This window comes from Sphingomonas sp. DC1600-2, from assembly GCF_049897605.1.
GTDB lineage: Bacteria > Pseudomonadota > Alphaproteobacteria > Sphingomonadales > Sphingomonadaceae > Sphingomonas.
Genome location: NZ_JAFCWO010000017.1, coordinates 11,703 through 29,450, shown reverse-complemented (window position 1 = coordinate 29,450; position 17,748 = coordinate 11,703). Strand labels below are relative to the sequence as shown.

Genomic DNA, 17,748 nt, shown 5'->3' with positions numbered 1-17,748 from the left:
CCTTGTATGCGGACAGCAGTTTGTTGCGGACTTCCAGTGTCGCTTCGAAGCCAACCGAGGCTTGCTGACGCGCCATCATCACCTTGGCGATGTCGATCGTCTCGCCACGTTCATAGGCTTCGGACAGCTTGCTTGCCTCGACCTGCCCCTGGTTCACGCTCTTCAGCGCGTCTTCCATCGTCGCGGCAAAGCTGGCGGGCTTGGTCGCAGCTGCGGGAACGGCACCCGATGTGGCTCCCGCACGGGCCAGCGCCTGGTTGCGTTCGAGGATCTGCGCGCGCAGCGCCATCACCCGGTCGACGCCCATCGCGCCGCCACCGCCAATGCCGTCGATGCTCATGCCCAGGCCGTCCGGCTGGTGGCGGGAATGATGTCATCGCCCTGTTCGCGCGCCTTGGCGAGGCGGTAACGCAGCGTGCGCTCCGAGATGCCAAGGCGCTTGGCGGTTTCGGTGCGGCTGCCGTTGCAGGCAGCAAGCGTTTCGCGGATCGCCTGGAATTCGTGCATCTGGACGATGTTGCCCAGCGTCGCGGGCTGTCCCGGCTGGTCGTTGGCGGCGCGCGCGGCGGGCCGATCGAACACGATGTGTTCGGCCGAAATCGTGTCGCCACCGGCGAACAGCAACGCGCGCTGCACGACGTTTTCCAGCTCGCGGACATTGCCCGGCCAATCGTGGCGCATCAGCAGAGTAATCGCCGACTGGTCGGGCCACGGGATCGTCGTGCGATTGCCGGCGTGGCGCAGGATCAACGTTGCGGCGAGTGCCGGCACATCCTGCGGGCGATCGGCCAGCGGCTTGGTGGTGAGCGGGAAGACCGAGAGGCGGTAATAAAGATCGGCGCGGAAACGCCCAGCCGCGACTTCATCCTGCAGATCGCGATTGGCGCAAGCGATGACGCGCACGTCGATCGCCTGCGGCGTGGTCGCGCCGATCGGCACGATCTCGCGTTCCTGCAGCGCGCGCAGCAGCTTGGCCTGCAGTTGCAGCGGCAGTTCGGCGATTTCGTCCAGCAGCAGCGTGCCGCCATGGGCCGCGCGGAAAAAACCTTCCCCGCCCGACGACGCGCCCGTGAACGCGCCCTTCTGATGGCCGAACAGCAATGCCTCCAGCATCGTCTCCGGCAAGGCGGCGCAGTTGATCGCGACGAACGGCCCGTTCGCGCGCGCCGATTTCAAGTGGATCGAGCGCGCCAGTACTTCCTTGCCGGTGCCGGTCGGGCCGTTGATGAGAACGGTGATGTCGGCCGCAGCAACGCGATCGGCAAGCGTGTGGAGCGCCAGGCTCTCGGGATCGGCGGCGGTCGGCATTTCAGGTTCGGCGAGCAGTGCGCGGACGAAGCCCGCGCCCACCGCCGCATCGGCACCCGAAAAGGCGATGCGGGCGGGCTGGCCGTCACGCGAGGGTACAATGTAGCGCCCTTCCGTGCCGATCACGACGGTGCGCGCCGCGGCGGGCGGAGTCTCGCCCTCGGCCACGAGATAGAGGTCCGCGCTGCGTAGCTTGCCGTCTTCGAAGCTGCCGATTGCGAAGCCTTGCGTACGCAAGGTCGAAACCAGCGCATAATGCTGGCGGAGTATCGCGGCGGATGGGACGATGGATCGCATGAAATTCCCCCTGGTCGAGCGGAGGAATGCCCTACCCGTGGTAAACGACCCGTTAAGGACGTTGCAAAGCGGCAATATTTTTCCGGCGGCAACCGGTCGTCGCCGCAACATTGTGTGCAGGGGTGTCGGTGGGGATAAAATAGCGTGGTTTGCAAAAGTGCTTAATCACGGGCGCGGTCGGTCGTTACCTGTGATGGCGGCTCGGCTCTCCGATAGGGGGCGGCGGGATTGCCGAACCACGATGGAGACACATCATGACTGTTATCGGAACCAACGTCGCCGCGCTGCGCGCGACCAATGCGTCGAACACCGCCAGCGCTGCGCTGGCAACCAGCATCGAGCGTCTGTCGACCGGCAAGCGCATCAACTCGGCCAAGGACGACGCGGCCGGCCTCGCCATCGCCTCCTCGCTGACCTCGCAGATCAAGGGCCAGAACCAGGCGATCCGCAACGCCAATGACGGCATCGCGCTGTCGCAGACGGCGGACGGCGCGCTCGGCGAAGTCACCAACATCCTGCAGCGTGTTCGTGAGCTTGCCGTTCAGTCGGCATCGGGCACCTATGCAGCGGGCGATCGTACCAACCTGCAGGCGGAAGTCACGCAGCTGACCGGTCAGCTGAGCGACATTCAGAGCAAGACCAATTTCAACGGCGTGTCGCTGCTCGGCACCACGGCCGCGACCGTGAAGATCCAGACGGGTTCGTCGGCAACCGACACGGTTTCGCTCGCTGTTGGCGGACTGGATCTGTCCGGCGTGACGGGTTCGGACATTTCGACCGCAGCCGGTGCAACCACCGCGCTTGGCGCGCTCGATACCGCGCTCGCGGCTGTCAACACGACGCGGGCAACGCTGGGTGCGGGCCAGAGCCGCCTGAGCTCGGTGGTCAACAACCTGACGACCAACGTCGCCAACCTGACCGACGCCCGCAGCCGCATCGAGGACGTCGACTTCTCGACCGAGACGACCAGCCTCGCCAAGGCGCAGATCCTCAGCCAGGCCTCGACCGCGCTGCTCGCTCAGGCGAACCAGTCGCAGCAGGGCGTGCTGAAGCTGCTCGGCTAAGACGGACCGGCCCTGGCACCCGACCCCCTATACAGGTGTCGGGGCCGACCGGGATCTCTCGCGTGTGCGAGACGGTCCAACGAAAACCCCGGCGGTCCGTGAGGGTCGCCGGGGTTTTTCCTTTCAGGGTGTCGGGAAAAAACCTGTAGCGGGAAGGCGCGCGACACTGCGCCGTCCCCGGACAGTTTCAGGAGCCCGCAGCGATTGGCGCGACAGGAACCCCCTGTCGTACACCCGGTGGACGGCGCGAAGCAGATCGTGCGCATCGCTGAAAAAGCCACCGGCGGCGGCCAGAAAGGGCTGTCGCTGGAACGGTCGGCGCTCGAGCAGCGCGACGGTGCGATAGGACGGCACCGTTTTCTCGCCCGCGACATGGCAGCAGCGGCACCAGTGTTGCGCAAGCCGGGCGGGTCGAGCGTGAGGGCGTGCATCGCCTTATGGAACGGCTGCCCGGTCACCACTTCGATGACCGCGTCGACGATAATCCAGCTCTCGAGAACATAGTCGAATTTCGCATCCGGCTCGAAATAAAGGTCACCGCTGGCGAACCGCTTTACAGCCTCCGCAGTCGGAACGTCCCGCGTGCGCAGCGTCGGATCTATTGCCGCCGCCGGAAGGAACATTTTCGGCAAGCCGCTGCTGTTGGACAACAATCGGCGTAACGTCAGCCGCGCCCCTGTATCCGCGCGATAGTAAGGGAGCCATCGTGCAATCGGTGCGTCGAGGTAGAGCAGGCGACGGGTGTTGACGTGCCGCCGGGCATCTTGCTGACGTTGGTCGAGAAGGCGCTCGTCCACGGCCGTTAGGCGACCGGTGACGCCTTTGTCCTGACGATCCTCCGTACAGACCGACGCCTTCGCGTCCTCGATATGGTGACCCCGCCGAGCCGGGAATCGGGAGGCGGCGCGATCGGATCGGGTACCGGCCTTGCCTATATCCGCGCCCGCATCAGCGAAGCGTTCGGTGGCAGGACGACAGTGACGACCGGACCGATGGGTGGGAGCAGGTGGCGCACCACGATCGTGATGGCGGCTTCGCCATGAAACTGTTGCTGGTCGAGGACGAGGCCGCCGCCGCGCGGCGGTTGACGCGGTTCGTAACCGCGCATTTTGATGGGCGCGTCGATATCGTTCATGTCATCGACCCGCCTCGGCCGTCGAGCGGCTGCGGAGCAATGATTGGGATGACGATACGGGTCGCGTGTCGGCTTCTCGCTTGGCGTGGTCAGCGCCTTTGTGTTGGCGAAGCTGGTCTTGCGCCGCCGCAATTGCGTGACCAACCGGATGCTTGCCGCAATCATCCGGGATATCGGCGCAACGTCTGCCGAATGCGTCCAGGGCGCGCGGCCGCGCCCGCAGCATTGACCGGGTGGGCGATCGTGCCCTTGCCACCGCCGAGCGAGATCGTCGTGACGTTGCTGATGCGAACGCCCGCCGTGCCGGGCACTTCGATCGCACTGGCCAGTACGATCGACGGATCCGCCGTGAAGTTCGCATAGACACCCATTCCAACGGCTTCGTGGCGGCGGACATGATCCGCAACCTTGTACGCCGCCCAGCCGCGGTTGGAATCCCCGCGCCACGCACTCTGGCTCGGCGGATCGTAGGGCAGCTCGTTCTGGTAGAAGAAGGTCCGCCCGTTCTCGCCGTTCCACACGGTCTGCCAGCCCTGGAAATGTTCGACGAACAGGCCGTAGCAGGTCACCTCATCGCCGTTGACGACGAGGCCATGATCACCCCGGCTTTCGGTCCAGCCGGTGTGGACCTGGCCGCTATCGCTGTCACCATGATCGGCGCGCCAGATCCACAGGTGATCGCAGATGACGTGCCCGCTATTGATCTCGAGACACGTCCCGACATTGCCGACTGCCGCCCCGCCGACGCGGAAAAACACATCTGCCAGCAGCGTGGGATTGGCCCGATGATCGCGATTTGCGCCCTTCGGCCCCACTTCCATGAGAACCGGCGATAGTTGCGGCCCGGCGTCGATCAGCAGGCCGGCAACGGACACGCCGGGCACGTCGGCGATCAGCATCGCCGCATTGCCCGCTTCGCTCAGCAGCGTTGCCAGCCCCAGCCCCAGCACGACGGTGTCGGCCCGGGGCACGCGGATCGGCTCGCGTAGCCGGTATACCCCCGGCGTGAGCAACAGGTGGCCGCCGCCGGCGAGCGCGCGGTTGATCGCCTCGATCGGCGTTGTCGGATCCGCGATCAGGAAGTCCCCCAGCGGTACGCTGCGGCCCGCCGGTCGGCCTCGCCACGAAACCCCCGTCGCGTCCCGACGAAGCGCCGGAACGAACACCGCCCAGCCGCCATCCGGCCGTACATGGAGAAACGGCTTCTCGCGAAGAACGGGCACGCTCGGCAGAGTGGTATAAGGCGGCTCGGGAAAGCTGCTTGGCGGGGCTCCGGTGACCCCCATGAACATCATGTTCCAATTGGCTCCCTGCCAGCCGCCAAGCTGCGAGCTGCGGGTAAACCATTGTTGCTGCGTGCCCGAGCGGACAACGCCCTCGACATGGCAATCGGCCATGAAACCGCCGCTCGACCAGCCGCCATCGTCAAGCGCGAGATCGCCAGCGAGATGCATGCGCCGATAGGGTGCGGCCTGCGACACGGCCCAACGATCGGCGCGATCCGGCGGCCGGACCGCCATATTCTCGACCGACCGCCAGAAATTCACCAGCGCCATGCCCTTTGCCCAATCGGCTTCGGCATGAACATGGCCGCTGACGATCACGTCGTCGGGATGGAGGCCCAGGCCTGCAACCTGGGTGAAGAAACCGACATTGAGGTCGAGGTTATGCGTGCCAGGCTTGAGCAGGATGGCGTAGCGGCGATCGGTGAAATGCGCGCGTTCCTGCTCCGCAAACCAGGTGTCGATCTGGCGTTGCGCACCTGGCATTCCTGGGTCGACGATCAGGACATGTTGGCCGAGGTCCGGTTCGTGCAAGCTCCGTCGGCCCTGTGCCGCCACCGAATGCGCGCCGATCGCGGCCATGCCCGCCAGAACCGCGCGGCGTGTCGTTCCTCTCGTCAACCCGTTGTCCCTTTCAATGCAGGATCTTACCGTCGCCGCTACCTAAGCGATCCCCGTCGCCATTGGCCATCCCTGTCGATCCTGTCGCCTCCGCGATGTTTCGGGTGGTTTCCAGCACCATCGCGTTCTAAGCCATCATCGGAGCGGACCGAAGGGAAGCGATCCGAGAGGGATGGGGTAGCGCGTTGACGGTCGTCATGATCCTGCTCGCGCAGGCGGTCAGCCTGGCTGCGACCAACTATTCGGTGGACGTGCCGATGCGCCCGCCCGCGCGGCGACCTGCCTTTGCCGACGGGTTCACCCGCACGATCGACCAGCGCCGCTGGCGCTTCGATACCGAGCGCAACCGGCAGGGCTGGGCCAATCACGAAAAGCAATATTACGCCGCCGACCGCCGCGAAAATGCCCGGATCGAGCATGGCACGCTGGTGATCGAGGCACGGCGTGAGGCGCTGCGCTCCAAAGCCGATTGGGGTGGGCAGGACTATAGCGCAGCCAAGCTCGTCAGCCGCGCGGCGTTCGGCTACGGTTTTTACGAGATCCGCGCCAAGCTGCCCTGTGGCCGCGGCACCTGGCCGGCGATTTGGTTATTGCCCCAAAGCGGCACCTGGCCCGACATGGGCGAGATCGACGTAATGGAAATGGTCGGCTGGCAGCCGCTGGTGGTGCATGCCACGCTCCACTCCGCCGCCTTCAATCACACACTCGGGACGCAGCGCGGTGCCGAGACGCGCCTCGCGAGCGCATGTACCGCTTATCATCGCTACCAGCTCGACTGGCAGCCGCACGCGATCACCATCGGTGTGGATGGTCATGGGTATATGCGCGTCGTGGACGATCAGCCCGGTGGACATGCGGCGTGGCCGTTTACCGTGCCGTACCATTTGATCCTCAATCTGGCCGTGGGCGGGGATTGGGGTGGAGCGAAGGGGATCGACGATGCCGCGCTACCGCAGCGCATGTCGGTCGATTACGTGCGCTACTGGCCCGCGCGATGACGGCACCTTCGTTGAGCGTGCACCGCGTCGGGCGCGAGGCGCAGCCGGTGGTGGTGATCGACGATTTTACGGCTGATCCTGACGCGTTGCGCGCGGTTGCGCTTGCATCGACCTTCGGCCCCGCCGTGGAGCATTATCCGGGGATCCGCGCAGCTCTCCCCAAGGCATATCTCCCCGCGCAACTGGCGGTCCTGGCCGATGTGCTGGGGCCGCTATTGGGCCGCTCGGGCGCAGTCGAGGTGGTCGATGCCAGCTTTTCGATCGTGACGACCCCACCCGAGAAGCTCGATGTCCGTCAACGCGTTCCACACTGCGATGCCTTTCGGGCGGACCGTATTGCGCTGGTCCATTATCTTGCGCCCGAAGGCGGCGACGGCACCGCCTTCTTTCGCCATCGATCGACGGGATTCGAGACGATCGACGAGGAGCGCGCGCCGATCTTCTTCGGTCAGCTCGACGCGGAGTTCCGCTATGGCGGGGTGCCGCCTGCGCGCTATGTGGCGGGCGACACGCCGCTGTTCGAACGCACTATGGCGGTGGAGGCGCGTTACAACCGCGCGCTCGTTTACCCAAGCTACCTCCTCCACAGCGGCGCGATCGGCCCGGAGGCGGTGCTGTCGAGCGACCCCGCACTGGGGCGGCTGACGGTCACCGCCTTCCTGTCCGTCGGTTAGGGCTTCATCGTCGCCGCCGTCACCGTGGCGGTCGAGACCAGCGCGCGATCGCGGGCATCGTGCGCCAGCGCGACGCGGTAACGACCACCCGTGACGCGCCAGCCGGGCAAAGTCGGGTCATAATCCGCCAGGATACGCGGTTCGGCCACCAGCGTGACGCGGGCCGACTCGCCCGGCTTCAGCGTGACGCGTCGGAATGCGGCAAGCCGCATCGGTGCCGACGCTCCATCCCTGCTCACATACATTTGCGGCACGTCCGCCCCGGCAACGCGCCCGGTATTCACCACCTCGAAGCTGATGCTGAGCTTCGCGCCGCCCTTCACCACCGGGTTGCGGTACGCGAAACTGGTGTAGCTGAGCCCGTGGCCGAACGGGAATAACGGCGTGGCGCGGGTCTTTTCATACCAGCGATAACCGACGTCGGCCCCTTCGGAATATTCGATCGGGAAGCTTGCCAATTGATGGTCGCTGGCATGACCCGGATCGGCGGCGGCCTGCGCCTCGGCGGCGGTCAGCCGATCGAGGCCGACCGGTGCGGGGCGCGGGGCCTGCGCCGCGCGCGCGGGGAAGGTGATCGGCAAGCGGCCCGACGGATTGACGCGCCCGGTCAGGATATTGGCGATCGCGGGACCGCCGCGCTGACCGGGATACCAGGCTTGCACGACCGCGGGCACGGCCGACAGCCACGGCATCAGCACCGGGCCGCCGGTCTCCATCACCGCGATCGTCTTGGGCTGCGCGGCAGCAACCGCAGCGATCAGCGCGTCCTGTTGATCGGGTAGCGACAGATCGGCCACGTCCTGTGCTTCGGTTGTCCACTGTGTCGCGAATATGATCGCCACGTCCGCAGTTCTGGCGGCGGCAGCGGCGGCGGCCGGGTCGCGGCCATCGATCCAGCTTACCTGCGCCTGCGGCATGGCGGCGCGGATCGCGAGCAGCGGCGATGACGCGTGCCAGGTAACGCGGGCGAAGGAGGATGCAGCGCCGCTCGTCAGCGGGATTTCGACCGGCGCCCCGCCGACCGAGCGGACCTGGCTCGACCCGCCGCCCGACAGCACGCCGACATCGGCGCGACCACCGATCAACACGACGCGTTTCGCGGTGCGCGTGAGCGGCAGGAGGCCCCCCTCGTTTTTGAGCAGCACGATCCCGGCTTCGGCCGCGCGCTGCGCGACCTCGGCATGGGCGTCATAGGGAATCGGCTGCGCGACTGTGGCGGGTGCGTCATAGGCACCGGTTTCGATCAACCCGGTCAGATAGCGCGTTACCATATCGTCGAGCCGCGCCATCGGCACGCGACCGGCGGCGATATCGGCCTTCAGCGCATCGGCGAAGTAGATGGCGTGATCGAGTTCCTGCCCCGATTCCTGATCGAGCCCGGCATTCGCGGCCTTGGCGGTCGAATGCACCGCACCCCAGTCGCTCATCACCCAGCCGCGATACCCCCAATCGCGTTTCAGCACGTCGGTGAGCAAATGCGCATTCTCGCACGCCCAGTCGCCATTGACCTTGTTGTAGGCGCACATCACCGAGCCGGGCTTGCCCGTCTCGATTGCGATCTGAAAAGCGAGCAGGTCGCTCATGCGAAGCGCGGCCTCGCCAATCTGCGCGTCGACGACGGTGCGGCCGGTTTCCTGCGCATTGAGCGCGTAATGCTTGATCGTCGAGACGATCTTGTTCGACTGCACACCCGCAATATGCGCGCCTGCCATCGTCCCGGCGAGCAGCGGATCCTCGCCGAGATATTCGAAGTTGCGCCCGTTCCACGGGTCGCGCGTCAAGTTGACGCCCCCGGCGAGTAATACAGTGAAGCGCTTGGCACGCGCCTCGGCACCGATCATCGCGCCGCCCGCGCGTGCGATTGCGGGGTCGAAGGTCGCGGCGGTAGCAAGGCTGGAGGGAAGCGCGGTCGCGACGTCGCCCTTGCGCTGCTCGACCTGATTGGCGACGCCGAGCGAGGCGTCGCTCTCGCGAATCAAGGGAACGCCCAAATGCGGGATTCCGTCGATATGGCCGGCCGAGGGAATCAGTTCGTTTGGCGTCTTGCCCTTCGCCATTGGCGGGAAAAGGCCGTGGACGAGCGCGATTTTTTCATCGAGTGTCATTTTGGCAACGATCGCCGCCGCCCGCGCGCGGGCATCCTGCTTTGTGGCCGGCGCGCTCGCCTGGCGCGCTACAACGGGGGCTTGCGCCCCGATGCCGGAGAGCAGCGTTGCGCCCAGCAGCCAGCCATGAATCGTCTTTGCCATTTCGAAATCCTCCCAGATTTGTCTCGCGCGCGCTTTCGGTGCCGGGGCTTCCCCGGTCGGGCCGTGCCGCCGTTCCAATCCCTAGACAGCATATCCCGAGAACGTTCACAAGAACCCGTTTTCAACGCGCTGGCGACTTGACAATCGGCGCGTCGCGGAACAAGTGAACGTTCTCAAACAAGAAGGCGCAGGGGTAATGCGTCGCTATCAGGGAGGATGACGATGGGGGGCTTCAGCACCCGTTTGGCTACGCGACTGGCACTCGGCGGATCGATACTCGCGCTGGCGAGCTATCCGATGATCGCCGCAGCGCAGGACACGGCATCGACGATCCAGGACCAGCCGACCAACACCACCGCGCTCCCGGCACAGGGAACGGATGCGGCGGACGCGGGCGGCGACATCGTCGTCACCGGCATCCGCGCCAGCCTTCGCAATTCGATCAATCTCAAGCGTGACGCGCAGGGCATCGTCGATGCGATCTCGGCCGAAGATATCGGCAAGTTTCCCGATACCAACCTCGCCGAATCGCTGCAGCGTATCACTGGCGTGTCGATCGACCGTTCGAACGGCGAAGGGCAGTTCGTCACGGTTCGCGGCTTCGGTCCCGAATATAACCTGGTAACGCTGAATGGTCGTCAGCTCGCGACCTCGACGATCGGCGACGGCAACAGCGCACCGGTGTCGCGTTCGTTCGATTTCGCCAACCTCGCCTCGGAAGGCGTTGCGGCGCTTGAAGTCTATAAGTCCGGGCGTGCCAGCGTGCCGTCGGGCGGCATTGGCTCCACCATCAACATCCGGACGCCGCGGCCGTTCGACAAGCCCGGCCTGCGCGGTTCGCTGTCGGCGCGCGGCGTGATCGACACGTCGCAAAATGGCGGCAAGGACGTGACCCCCGAAGTGTCGGGCATTTTCTCCGACACGTTCGCCGACGATCGCATCGGCGTGCTGATTCTGGGTTCGTTCCAGGAGCGGCATTTCAGCGCCAACCAAGCCAATGTCGGCTTCCGCGACGGCTATCTCGGCGCGGAAAACAACTGGGGTTCGCTCGCGCAGAAGGGCGATCCGCGCTACGCCAACATCACCAACCGGCCGGGCGCGACCGATGTCTATCAGGTGCCGCAGAATGCTGGCTATGATGTGGTCAATGGCAAGCGCCAGCGCATCAACGGGCAGGCGGTGCTGCAGTTCAAGCCGACCGATACGCTGACCGCGACGTTCGACTACACCTATTCGCGCAACACGGTCGACATTCGCGATAACAGTGTCGGCATCTGGTACAATCACAACGACACGTCGAGTGCGTGGACCAATGGTCCGGTCGCGGGACCTCTCTTCTACACCGAGCGCTTCCAGGCGGCGGAGACCAAGGATCTTGCCTATTCGGCGTCGCAGACCTCGGCGCGCAGCGAAAACAAGGCAATTGGCGGCAATCTGACGTGGAAGGGGCCGGGTGGTGTCACCATGGTACTCGACGTCAGCCACTCGACCGCAGAATCGAAGCCGAACAGTCCGTATGGCAACAGCAATTCGGTCGGTACGGCCATCTTCGGTATTCAGAGCCAGACGGTCAATTTCGAGAACAAGCTGCCGGTTATCTCGTTCAGCACGTATCCCGGCATCGATCCGCTCAACGCCGCGAACATTGTCCCGACCGGCAATGCGTTCCGCAATTCCTATTTCCGCGACGAGATCAACCAGGTCCAGTTGAAGGGCCATTACGACCATCACGATGGCTTCCTCGACAGCCTCGACTGGGGCGTGCAGTACACCGACAACAAGGTGCGGTCGGCCTATAGCGTGCTGCAGAACGATACCTGGGGCGGGACCGGCGGCGACAGTGCGGCGCAGCGTGCCGCAGCTGCGGCGCTTCTCCCCGACAGTCTGTTCAATCTGGTCAGCATTCCCGATAAATTCTCGGGAATCAGCGGTGCGAACAACGTCAACATCGTCAAGTCCTTCTACTCGTTCGACTTGGCGAGCGTCGTCAACCTGCTCGATCAGGCCTATAAGATCTGCGGCGGGAGCGGCCAGTGCCTGATCCCGTACACGACCGACTCGCGCGTCCGCGAAAAGACGATTGCGCCGTATTTCCAGGTCAACGGTAAGTTCAACGTGTTCTCGGTGCCGGGTCATATCATTGGCGGTCTGCGCTACGAGACGACCGACGTCAGCGCCTCGGCGCTGGTGCCGACCCCGTCGGGCGCACGGCAGAATTCGCAGAACGAATTCAATATCCTGTTCAACGGGAGCGGCTTCACGTCGTTCAAGGGCAGCTATCAGAACTGGCTGCCATCGGTCGACTTCGACATCGAACCGACCAACACCGTCAAACTGCGCGCATCGTACAGCCATACGATCACACGTGCGGATTATGGCAGCCTGCAAGGCGGCCGACGGCTCGACACGCTGTTCCGCGTCGGTGGCGGCACGGGTTCGGTGGGCAACCCAAATCTCATTCCCTATAAATCGAAGAATATCGATCTGTCAGCGGAGTGGTATTACAATAGAGAGAGCTACATCTCGGTTGGGTTTTTCCACAAAAATGTGGCGAATTACATCAGCAGCACCGTGGTCAACCAGACGATCCCCGGGATCACCTCGCCAACGACGACCTTCAACGGTGTAACGCAGAACGGCCCGCGTTATCAGGCGGCGCTCAATGCGTTGGGGGCAAATGCGACCTTCGGCCAGATCCGCGATTATATCGCGGCCAATTATCCGGGTGGTGTGGTCAACGGCACGATCGTGGCGCAGCCCAACGATCCGCTGGTGAATTTCGTTATTCAGACGCCGTATAACAGCGATCAGAAGGCCAATATCGACGGATTCGAGTTCGCGATCCAGCACGCGTTCTGGAACACCGGGTTCGGCACGATCCTCAACTACACGATCGTCAGAGGCAACCACAATTACGATAATACGCTGCCGGCCAGTGTGTCGCAATTTGCGGTGACGGGCTTGTCCGACAGCGCCAACGCGGTGCTGTTCTATGACAAGAACGGCCTGCAGGCGCGCGCTGCCTATAACTGGCGCAAGGGGTATCTGTCGGGCGCGGGCGTCAACCCGTACTATATCGACACCTATGGCCAGCTCGACGTCAGTGCGAGCTATGCGATCACGAAGAACATCTCGGTCTTCTTCGAGGGGATCAACGTGAACAGCGAGAATCGCAGCGGGCATCTGCGCTCGGACCGCAACATCGCGTTCGTGACGAAGCAGGGGCCGCGCTATTCGGGCGGTGCGCGGATCACCTTCTAGCAATGCGGGCGACGCCACCCTCGCGACGCGAGGGTGGCGTTCTTCGGGTCCGCAGGGCATAACCGGGGTCGAACGGGGCCTGAATACGGACCACACAACAGGACGGGCCAATTGCATACGGCCATTTCTAGAGTCGTTATCGTCGGCGGCGGCACCGCGGGCTGGCTTGCCGCTTGCCGTATTGCCGCAGCGGCAAGCCCGATCGCAGAGCATCCCATCACAGTCACGCTCGTCGAATCTCCCGACGTTCCGACGATCGGGGTGGGCGAGGGGACGTGGCCGACACTGCGCGCGACGCTGGAGCGGATCGGCATTGGCGAGGCCGAATTCCTGCTCGCCTGCGATGCGTCGTTCAAACACGGATCGCGTTTCCGGGGCTGGGCGAGCGGTGCGCCCGACGACGTCTATTTTCACCCCTTCACGCCGCCCGCCGAGGCGGATGCGCGCGCACTCGTCGCCGCATGGCAGACCGAGGCCGCGGGCGAGCCGTTCGCCGATGTCGTCACACCGCAACCGCGCGTGGCGCAGCAGCACTTGGCACCCCGCCAGCGGACGATGCCCGATTTCGCAGGCGCGCTGAACTATGGCTACCATCTCGATGCGGGCAAGCTCGCGGCGCTGCTGATGCGGCACGCGACCGAGCGGCTCGGTGTCCGGCACCTGCGCGACCATGTGACCCGGGTCGAGCGCGCCGAGCAGGGCGACGTAGTCGCGGTGCACACGCGCGCGCAGGGCGCGATCGAAGGCGATCTGTTCCTCGATTGCACCGGCCACGCTGCGCTGCTGATGGGGGATGTCCCGTTCATCGACCGTGGCGACGTGCTGTTCAACGACCGGGCGCTGGCGGTACAGGTGCCGGTCGCCGCCGACAGCCCGATCAAGGCACAGACCGATGCGACCGCGCATGCTGCGGGATGGATCTGGGACATCGGCCTGCCGACCCGACGCGGCGTCGGCTGCGTCTATTCGTCGGCGCACATGAGCGACGACGAGGCATTGGCGACGCTGGCGGCGTATCTCGGCACCGATGCGCCGATCACGCCGCGTCGGCTGACCTTCCGGTCGGGGCACCGCGCACACTTCTGGGTCGGCAACTGCCTCGCGATCGGTTTGTCGGCGGGGTTTCTCGAGCCGCTGGAAGCATCGGCGATCGTGACGGTCGAGCTGTCGCTCGACGCGCTGCTTGACGACTGGCCGACGCCAGCGACGATGCCGCTGGTGGCCGCGCGCTTCAACACGCTGTTCCGCTATCGCTGGGACCGGATCGTCGAATTCCTGAAACTGCATTATGTGCTGAGCCGACGCGACGGACGCTATTGGCGCGATCACCGCGACCCGGCATCGATCCCGCCGCGGCTCGCAGAATTGCTGGCGCTGTGGCAGCATCGACCGCCACTGCGCGCCGACCTGCCGATGGTCGATGAGCTGTTCCCTGCTGCCAGCTATCAATATATCCTCTACGGCATGGGCGCGCGCGTGCCGGAGCCCGGCCCGCTCCAAATGGGCAAGCCACCATCGCTGGCACCGATCGCGCAGCGTGCGCGGAGCATGGTCGCCACGCTGCCCCCGATCCGCGCCTATCTCGATGCCTGCCGGGCGGCGTATCAACCAAACGTTATGGAGCAGATTTCCTGATGGCCAACCACGTCCTGCTCAACAGCGAGGATCACCGCACGCTGCGCATTACGTCCGCGCACGGTGCGGACCTTGGCGACGCGGTGATGTCGTCCCTTGTCGTGCCGAGCGAGTTTCGCCGCGTGCAGAACGACTATCCGATCCTGTTCCGCCTTACCCCCCAGCGCGACCGGTTCCAGGCGCTGGCGATGTTCGGGTTCGAGCCCGGCGAGAATCTGTTCCTCGACGGGGGGCAATGGGATGCACGGTATCGTCCGCTCGCGTTGCAGATCCAGCCTTTCCTGATCGGCTACCCGGCGACGCCAGGCGGCGACAAGCAGATCCATCTCGACCTCGACAATCCGCGCGTCGCGACCGGCGGCGAGGGCGTGCGGGTGTTCGACGACCTTGGCCGTCCGACGCCGTATCTGGAGACAATTGCCGAACAGCTCGGTGAGCTCGACGCAGGCTGGCAGGCGAGCGAAGGATTCTTCGCCGCGCTGACGCGCCACGAACTGATCGAGCCGCTGACGCTCGAGATCACGCTCGACGATGGTACGACCAACCGGCTGGTCGGCTATCACGGCATCGCCGAGGAGCGCTTGCAGCAGCTCGACGCCGCCACGCTTGGCGAGCTGCACGCCGAAGGGCACTTGATGCCCGTGTTCATGGCGCTCGCCTCGCTCGCCAACGTCGCCGAACTGATCGATCGCAAGAGCCGACGGAACGCGGCGCGTGGCTGAAGCCGAGTCCGGCATTTTCAAGGATCTGGCGGAAGTGGCCGAGGTCCGGATCGCCGATGCGGTCGAGCTCGACGCGCGGTTGCGGTCCGCCGACGCGCCGTTCGTCGTGCGCGGGTTGGTCCGGGATTGGCCGCTGGTCGCTGCGGGCCGCCGCTCGTCGCGCGATGCGCGGGCCTATTTGCTGCAGCACCACCGCGACACGGCGTTCACGGTTACGGTGGGCGAGCAGGGCGGCGACGGCCGGCTGTTCTACGACGCCGCCATGGCGATGAACTTCCGCACGCTGCGCGCGAAGCTACCCGATATTTTCCAGCGGATGGATTCGGTCGAAGGGCAAGCGGGAGCCCCGCCGGTCTATCTCGGCTCGATCGACATGCACCAGTTCTTCACCGGCTTGCATGAGGCCAATCATGTCGATCTGGCCGATCGAACGTGTCTGGCGAGCATCTGGATCGGGTCGAAGACGCGGATCGCCGCGCATAACGATTTGCCCCACAATCTCGCCTGCGTTGCCGTGGGGCGGCGGCGCTTCACGCTGTTTCCGCGCGAACAGTTCCGCAACCTCCATCTGGGGCCGATCGACAACACACCGGCTGGTCGTGCAATCAGCATGGTCGATTTCCACGCGCCGGACCTGCAGCGGCATCCGCGCTTTCCCGAAGCGCTGGCGCACGCCCAGGTGGCCGAGCTCGACGCCGGTGACGCGCTGTATATTCCGGCGATGTGGTGGCATCATGTCGAGGGGCTCGCCGATTTCAACGTGCTGGTGAACTATTGGTGGCGCGAAACGCCGCGCTGGCTGGGCTCGCCGCAGGATGCGCTCAACCACGCTTTGCTCGCGATCCGCGATTTGCCCGCCGATCAAAAACAGCATTGGCGCGACCTGTTCGATTATTATGTCTTCAACAATGGCGATGACGTGACCGCGCATATCCCCGAGCACGGCCGCAGCGTGCTCGCCCCGCTCACCCCCGAAAGCGCCGATCGCATCCGCGCTTTCCTGCTCAGGAATCTCAGCCAATGATGTCCAGCCCACGCCGCATCGTTATTGCCGGGGGCGGCACAGCGGGCTGGATGGCGGCGGCCGCGATCGCGCGGACGATGGGCCGCACCGCCGAGGTGACGCTGGTGGAATCCGACGCGATCGGGACGATCGGAGTGGGGGAATCGACGATCCCGCCGCTGGTCACCTACAACCGGCTGCTCGGCATCGGCGAAGCCGATTTCATGCGCGCGACACAGGCGACCTTCAAGCTCGGCATCCTGTTCGATGGCTGGAAGGACGGCAGCGATCGCTATTTCCACTCGTTCGGGATTACCGGGCAGGACCATTGGTCGGCGGGCTTCCAGCATTTCTGGCTGAACGGTCGCGAGCGCGGTCACGACGCGGCGTATGACGCCTATTGCCTCGAGCTCGTCGCGGCGCTGGAGGGCAAGTTCGCGCATCTTCCCGACGAGCGGATGAATTATGCCTATCAGCTCGATTCGTCGCTCTACGCGCAATTCTTGCGGCGGATGGCGGAAGCCGACGGCACGCGCCGGATCGAAGGCCGCATCGCGCACGTCGCGCTCGATGGCGAGAGCGGAGACGTTGCGGGGCTCCACCTCGAATCCGGCGCGGTGGTCGAGGGCGACCTGTTCCTCGACTGTACCGGCTTTCGCGCGCTGCTGATCGAACAGGCGTTACATGCCGGGTATGACGACTGGACCCATTGGCTGCCGTGCGATTCCGCCATCGCGGTGCAGACCGAAAACGTCCGCCCGCCCGTGCCCTATACGCGCGCGATGGCGCATGATGCCGGGTGGCAGTGGCGTATCCCGTTGCAGCATCGCACCGGCAACGGCATCGTTTATTGCAGCCGCTATCTGGAGCGCGACGCCGCGCTCGAGCGGCTGCTCGGCAATATCGAGGGGACGGTGCTGACCGAGCCGAACCACATCCGCTTCGTCACAGGGGCGAGGCGGCGGCAATGGCATCGCAATGTCGTCGCGATCGGGCTGTCGGGCGGGTTCATGGAACCGCTCGAATCGACCAGCATCCATCTCATCCAGCGCGCGATCCTGCGGCTGATCCGGATGATGCCGGCGGGCGCGATCTCGCCGCGCGACATCGCCGAGTTCAACGACCAGCAATTTGCCGACATGGAGCAGATCCGCGACTTTCTGATCCTCCACTATAAGGCGACCAACCGGCGCGATTCGACGTTCTGGCGGCAATGTGCGGGGATGGCGATTCCTGACAGTCTGGCGCAAAAGATTGCCTTGTTCCGCGAGACCGGTCGCGTGTTCCGCCGCAACGAGGAGTTGTTCGCCGAAAATAGCTGGGTGCAGGTGATGATGGGGCAGGGCATCGAGCCCGCCGCCTATCACCCGATCGCGGCCAAGCTGCGCGATGAGGAGCTGGCGAAGTTCCTGGCGACGCTGCGCGACAATGTCGCGCGTACCGTTGCCGGGTTGCCGGCGCATGCCGACTATGTCGCGCAATATTGCGGCGGCTGAAG

General features: G+C 65.0%; 14 protein-coding genes. 8 read left to right on the top strand and 6 right to left on the bottom strand.

The window, feature by feature from the left end:
* Both fliE and ACP7BL_RS16465 read right to left on the bottom strand, forming a co-directional pair.
* On the bottom strand, window positions 1–340 hold a 340-nt coding region (fliE, locus tag ACP7BL_RS16470), incomplete at its 3' end, for a flagellar hook-basal body complex protein FliE (protein WP_426258835.1).
* On the bottom strand, window positions 337–1,605 hold the full coding sequence (locus tag ACP7BL_RS16465; protein ID WP_426258834.1) for a sigma-54 interaction domain-containing protein: 1,269 nt from the start codon (window positions 1,603–1,605) through the stop codon (window positions 337–339). The genes ACP7BL_RS16465 and fliE, both read right to left, overlap by 4 nt.
* Window positions 1,606–1,859: 254 nt before the next feature.
* Between ACP7BL_RS16465 and ACP7BL_RS16460 the strand changes: the two genes are divergently transcribed.
* A complete protein-coding gene (locus ACP7BL_RS16460; protein WP_010405376.1) occupies window positions 1,860–2,669 on the top strand; it encodes a flagellin in 810 nt (269 codons plus the stop codon).
* Here ACP7BL_RS16460 and ACP7BL_RS16455 read toward each other — a convergent pair.
* From ACP7BL_RS16455 to ACP7BL_RS16445, 3 genes are all read right to left on the bottom strand, one after another.
* Entirely contained in the window at window positions 2,666–3,466 is an 801-nt protein-coding gene (locus ACP7BL_RS16455) for a serine hydrolase (protein WP_171010541.1), read from the bottom strand. The two genes, ACP7BL_RS16460 and ACP7BL_RS16455, sit on opposite strands and share 4 nt — an antisense overlap.
* A gap of 134 nt (window positions 3,467–3,600) precedes the next feature.
* Window positions 3,601–3,804 (bottom strand): hypothetical protein, encoded by a 204-nt coding sequence (locus ACP7BL_RS16450; RefSeq protein WP_126849243.1) that lies wholly within the window; start codon window positions 3,802–3,804, stop codon window positions 3,601–3,603.
* 161 nt (window positions 3,805–3,965) lie between these two features.
* Entirely contained in the window at window positions 3,966–5,708 is a 1,743-nt protein-coding gene (locus ACP7BL_RS16445) for an adenylyl cyclase (protein WP_426258833.1), read from the bottom strand.
* 185 nt (window positions 5,709–5,893) lie between these two features.
* Here ACP7BL_RS16445 and ACP7BL_RS16440 point away from each other — a divergent pair, with 185 nt between their 5' ends.
* Window positions 5,894–6,706 carry a glycoside hydrolase family 16 protein gene (locus ACP7BL_RS16440; RefSeq protein ID WP_033963904.1) on the top strand — a complete coding sequence of 271 codons (813 nt, stop codon included), beginning with the start codon at window positions 5,894–5,896 and terminating at the stop codon, window positions 6,704–6,706.
* Window positions 6,703–7,380 (top strand): DUF6445 family protein, encoded by a 678-nt coding sequence (locus tag ACP7BL_RS16435; RefSeq protein WP_231564930.1) that lies wholly within the window; start codon window positions 6,703–6,705, stop codon window positions 7,378–7,380. The genes ACP7BL_RS16440 and ACP7BL_RS16435 overlap by 4 nt, the downstream gene beginning before the upstream one ends.
* Here ACP7BL_RS16435 and ACP7BL_RS16430 read toward each other — a convergent pair.
* Window positions 7,377–9,629 carry a beta-glucosidase gene (locus ACP7BL_RS16430; RefSeq protein ID WP_426258832.1) on the bottom strand — a complete coding sequence of 751 codons (2,253 nt, stop codon included), beginning with the start codon at window positions 9,627–9,629 and terminating at the stop codon, window positions 7,377–7,379. The genes ACP7BL_RS16435 and ACP7BL_RS16430 overlap by 4 nt on opposite strands.
* Window positions 9,630–9,845: 216 nt before the next feature.
* Here ACP7BL_RS16430 and ACP7BL_RS16425 point away from each other — a divergent pair, with 216 nt between their 5' ends.
* The 5 genes from ACP7BL_RS16425 to ACP7BL_RS16405 all read left to right on the top strand — a co-directional run bounded on the left by ACP7BL_RS16425 (window position 9,846) and on the right by ACP7BL_RS16405 (window position 17,746).
* Complete coding sequence (locus ACP7BL_RS16425; protein ID WP_426258831.1) at window positions 9,846–12,890, top strand: TonB-dependent receptor; 3,045 nt, start codon at window positions 9,846–9,848, stop codon at window positions 12,888–12,890.
* A gap of 111 nt (window positions 12,891–13,001) precedes the next feature.
* Window positions 13,002–14,525: a tryptophan halogenase family protein gene (locus ACP7BL_RS16420; RefSeq protein WP_426258830.1), complete on the top strand. Its 1,524-nt coding sequence runs from the start codon at window positions 13,002–13,004 to the stop codon at window positions 14,523–14,525.
* Window positions 14,525–15,247, top strand: a complete 723-nt coding sequence (locus ACP7BL_RS16415) for a SapC family protein (protein WP_426258829.1) — start codon at window positions 14,525–14,527, stop codon at window positions 15,245–15,247. The genes ACP7BL_RS16420 and ACP7BL_RS16415 overlap by 1 nt, the downstream gene beginning before the upstream one ends.
* Window positions 15,240–16,271, top strand: a complete 1,032-nt coding sequence (locus ACP7BL_RS16410) for a cupin-like domain-containing protein (RefSeq protein WP_137902900.1) — start codon at window positions 15,240–15,242, stop codon at window positions 16,269–16,271. The genes ACP7BL_RS16415 and ACP7BL_RS16410 overlap by 8 nt, the downstream gene beginning before the upstream one ends.
* On the top strand, window positions 16,268–17,746 hold the full coding sequence (locus ACP7BL_RS16405) for a tryptophan halogenase family protein (protein WP_426258828.1): 1,479 nt from the start codon (window positions 16,268–16,270) through the stop codon (window positions 17,744–17,746). Before ACP7BL_RS16410 ends, ACP7BL_RS16405 begins: the two co-directional genes overlap by 4 nt.
* Window positions 17,747–17,748: the final 2 nt, after the last annotated feature.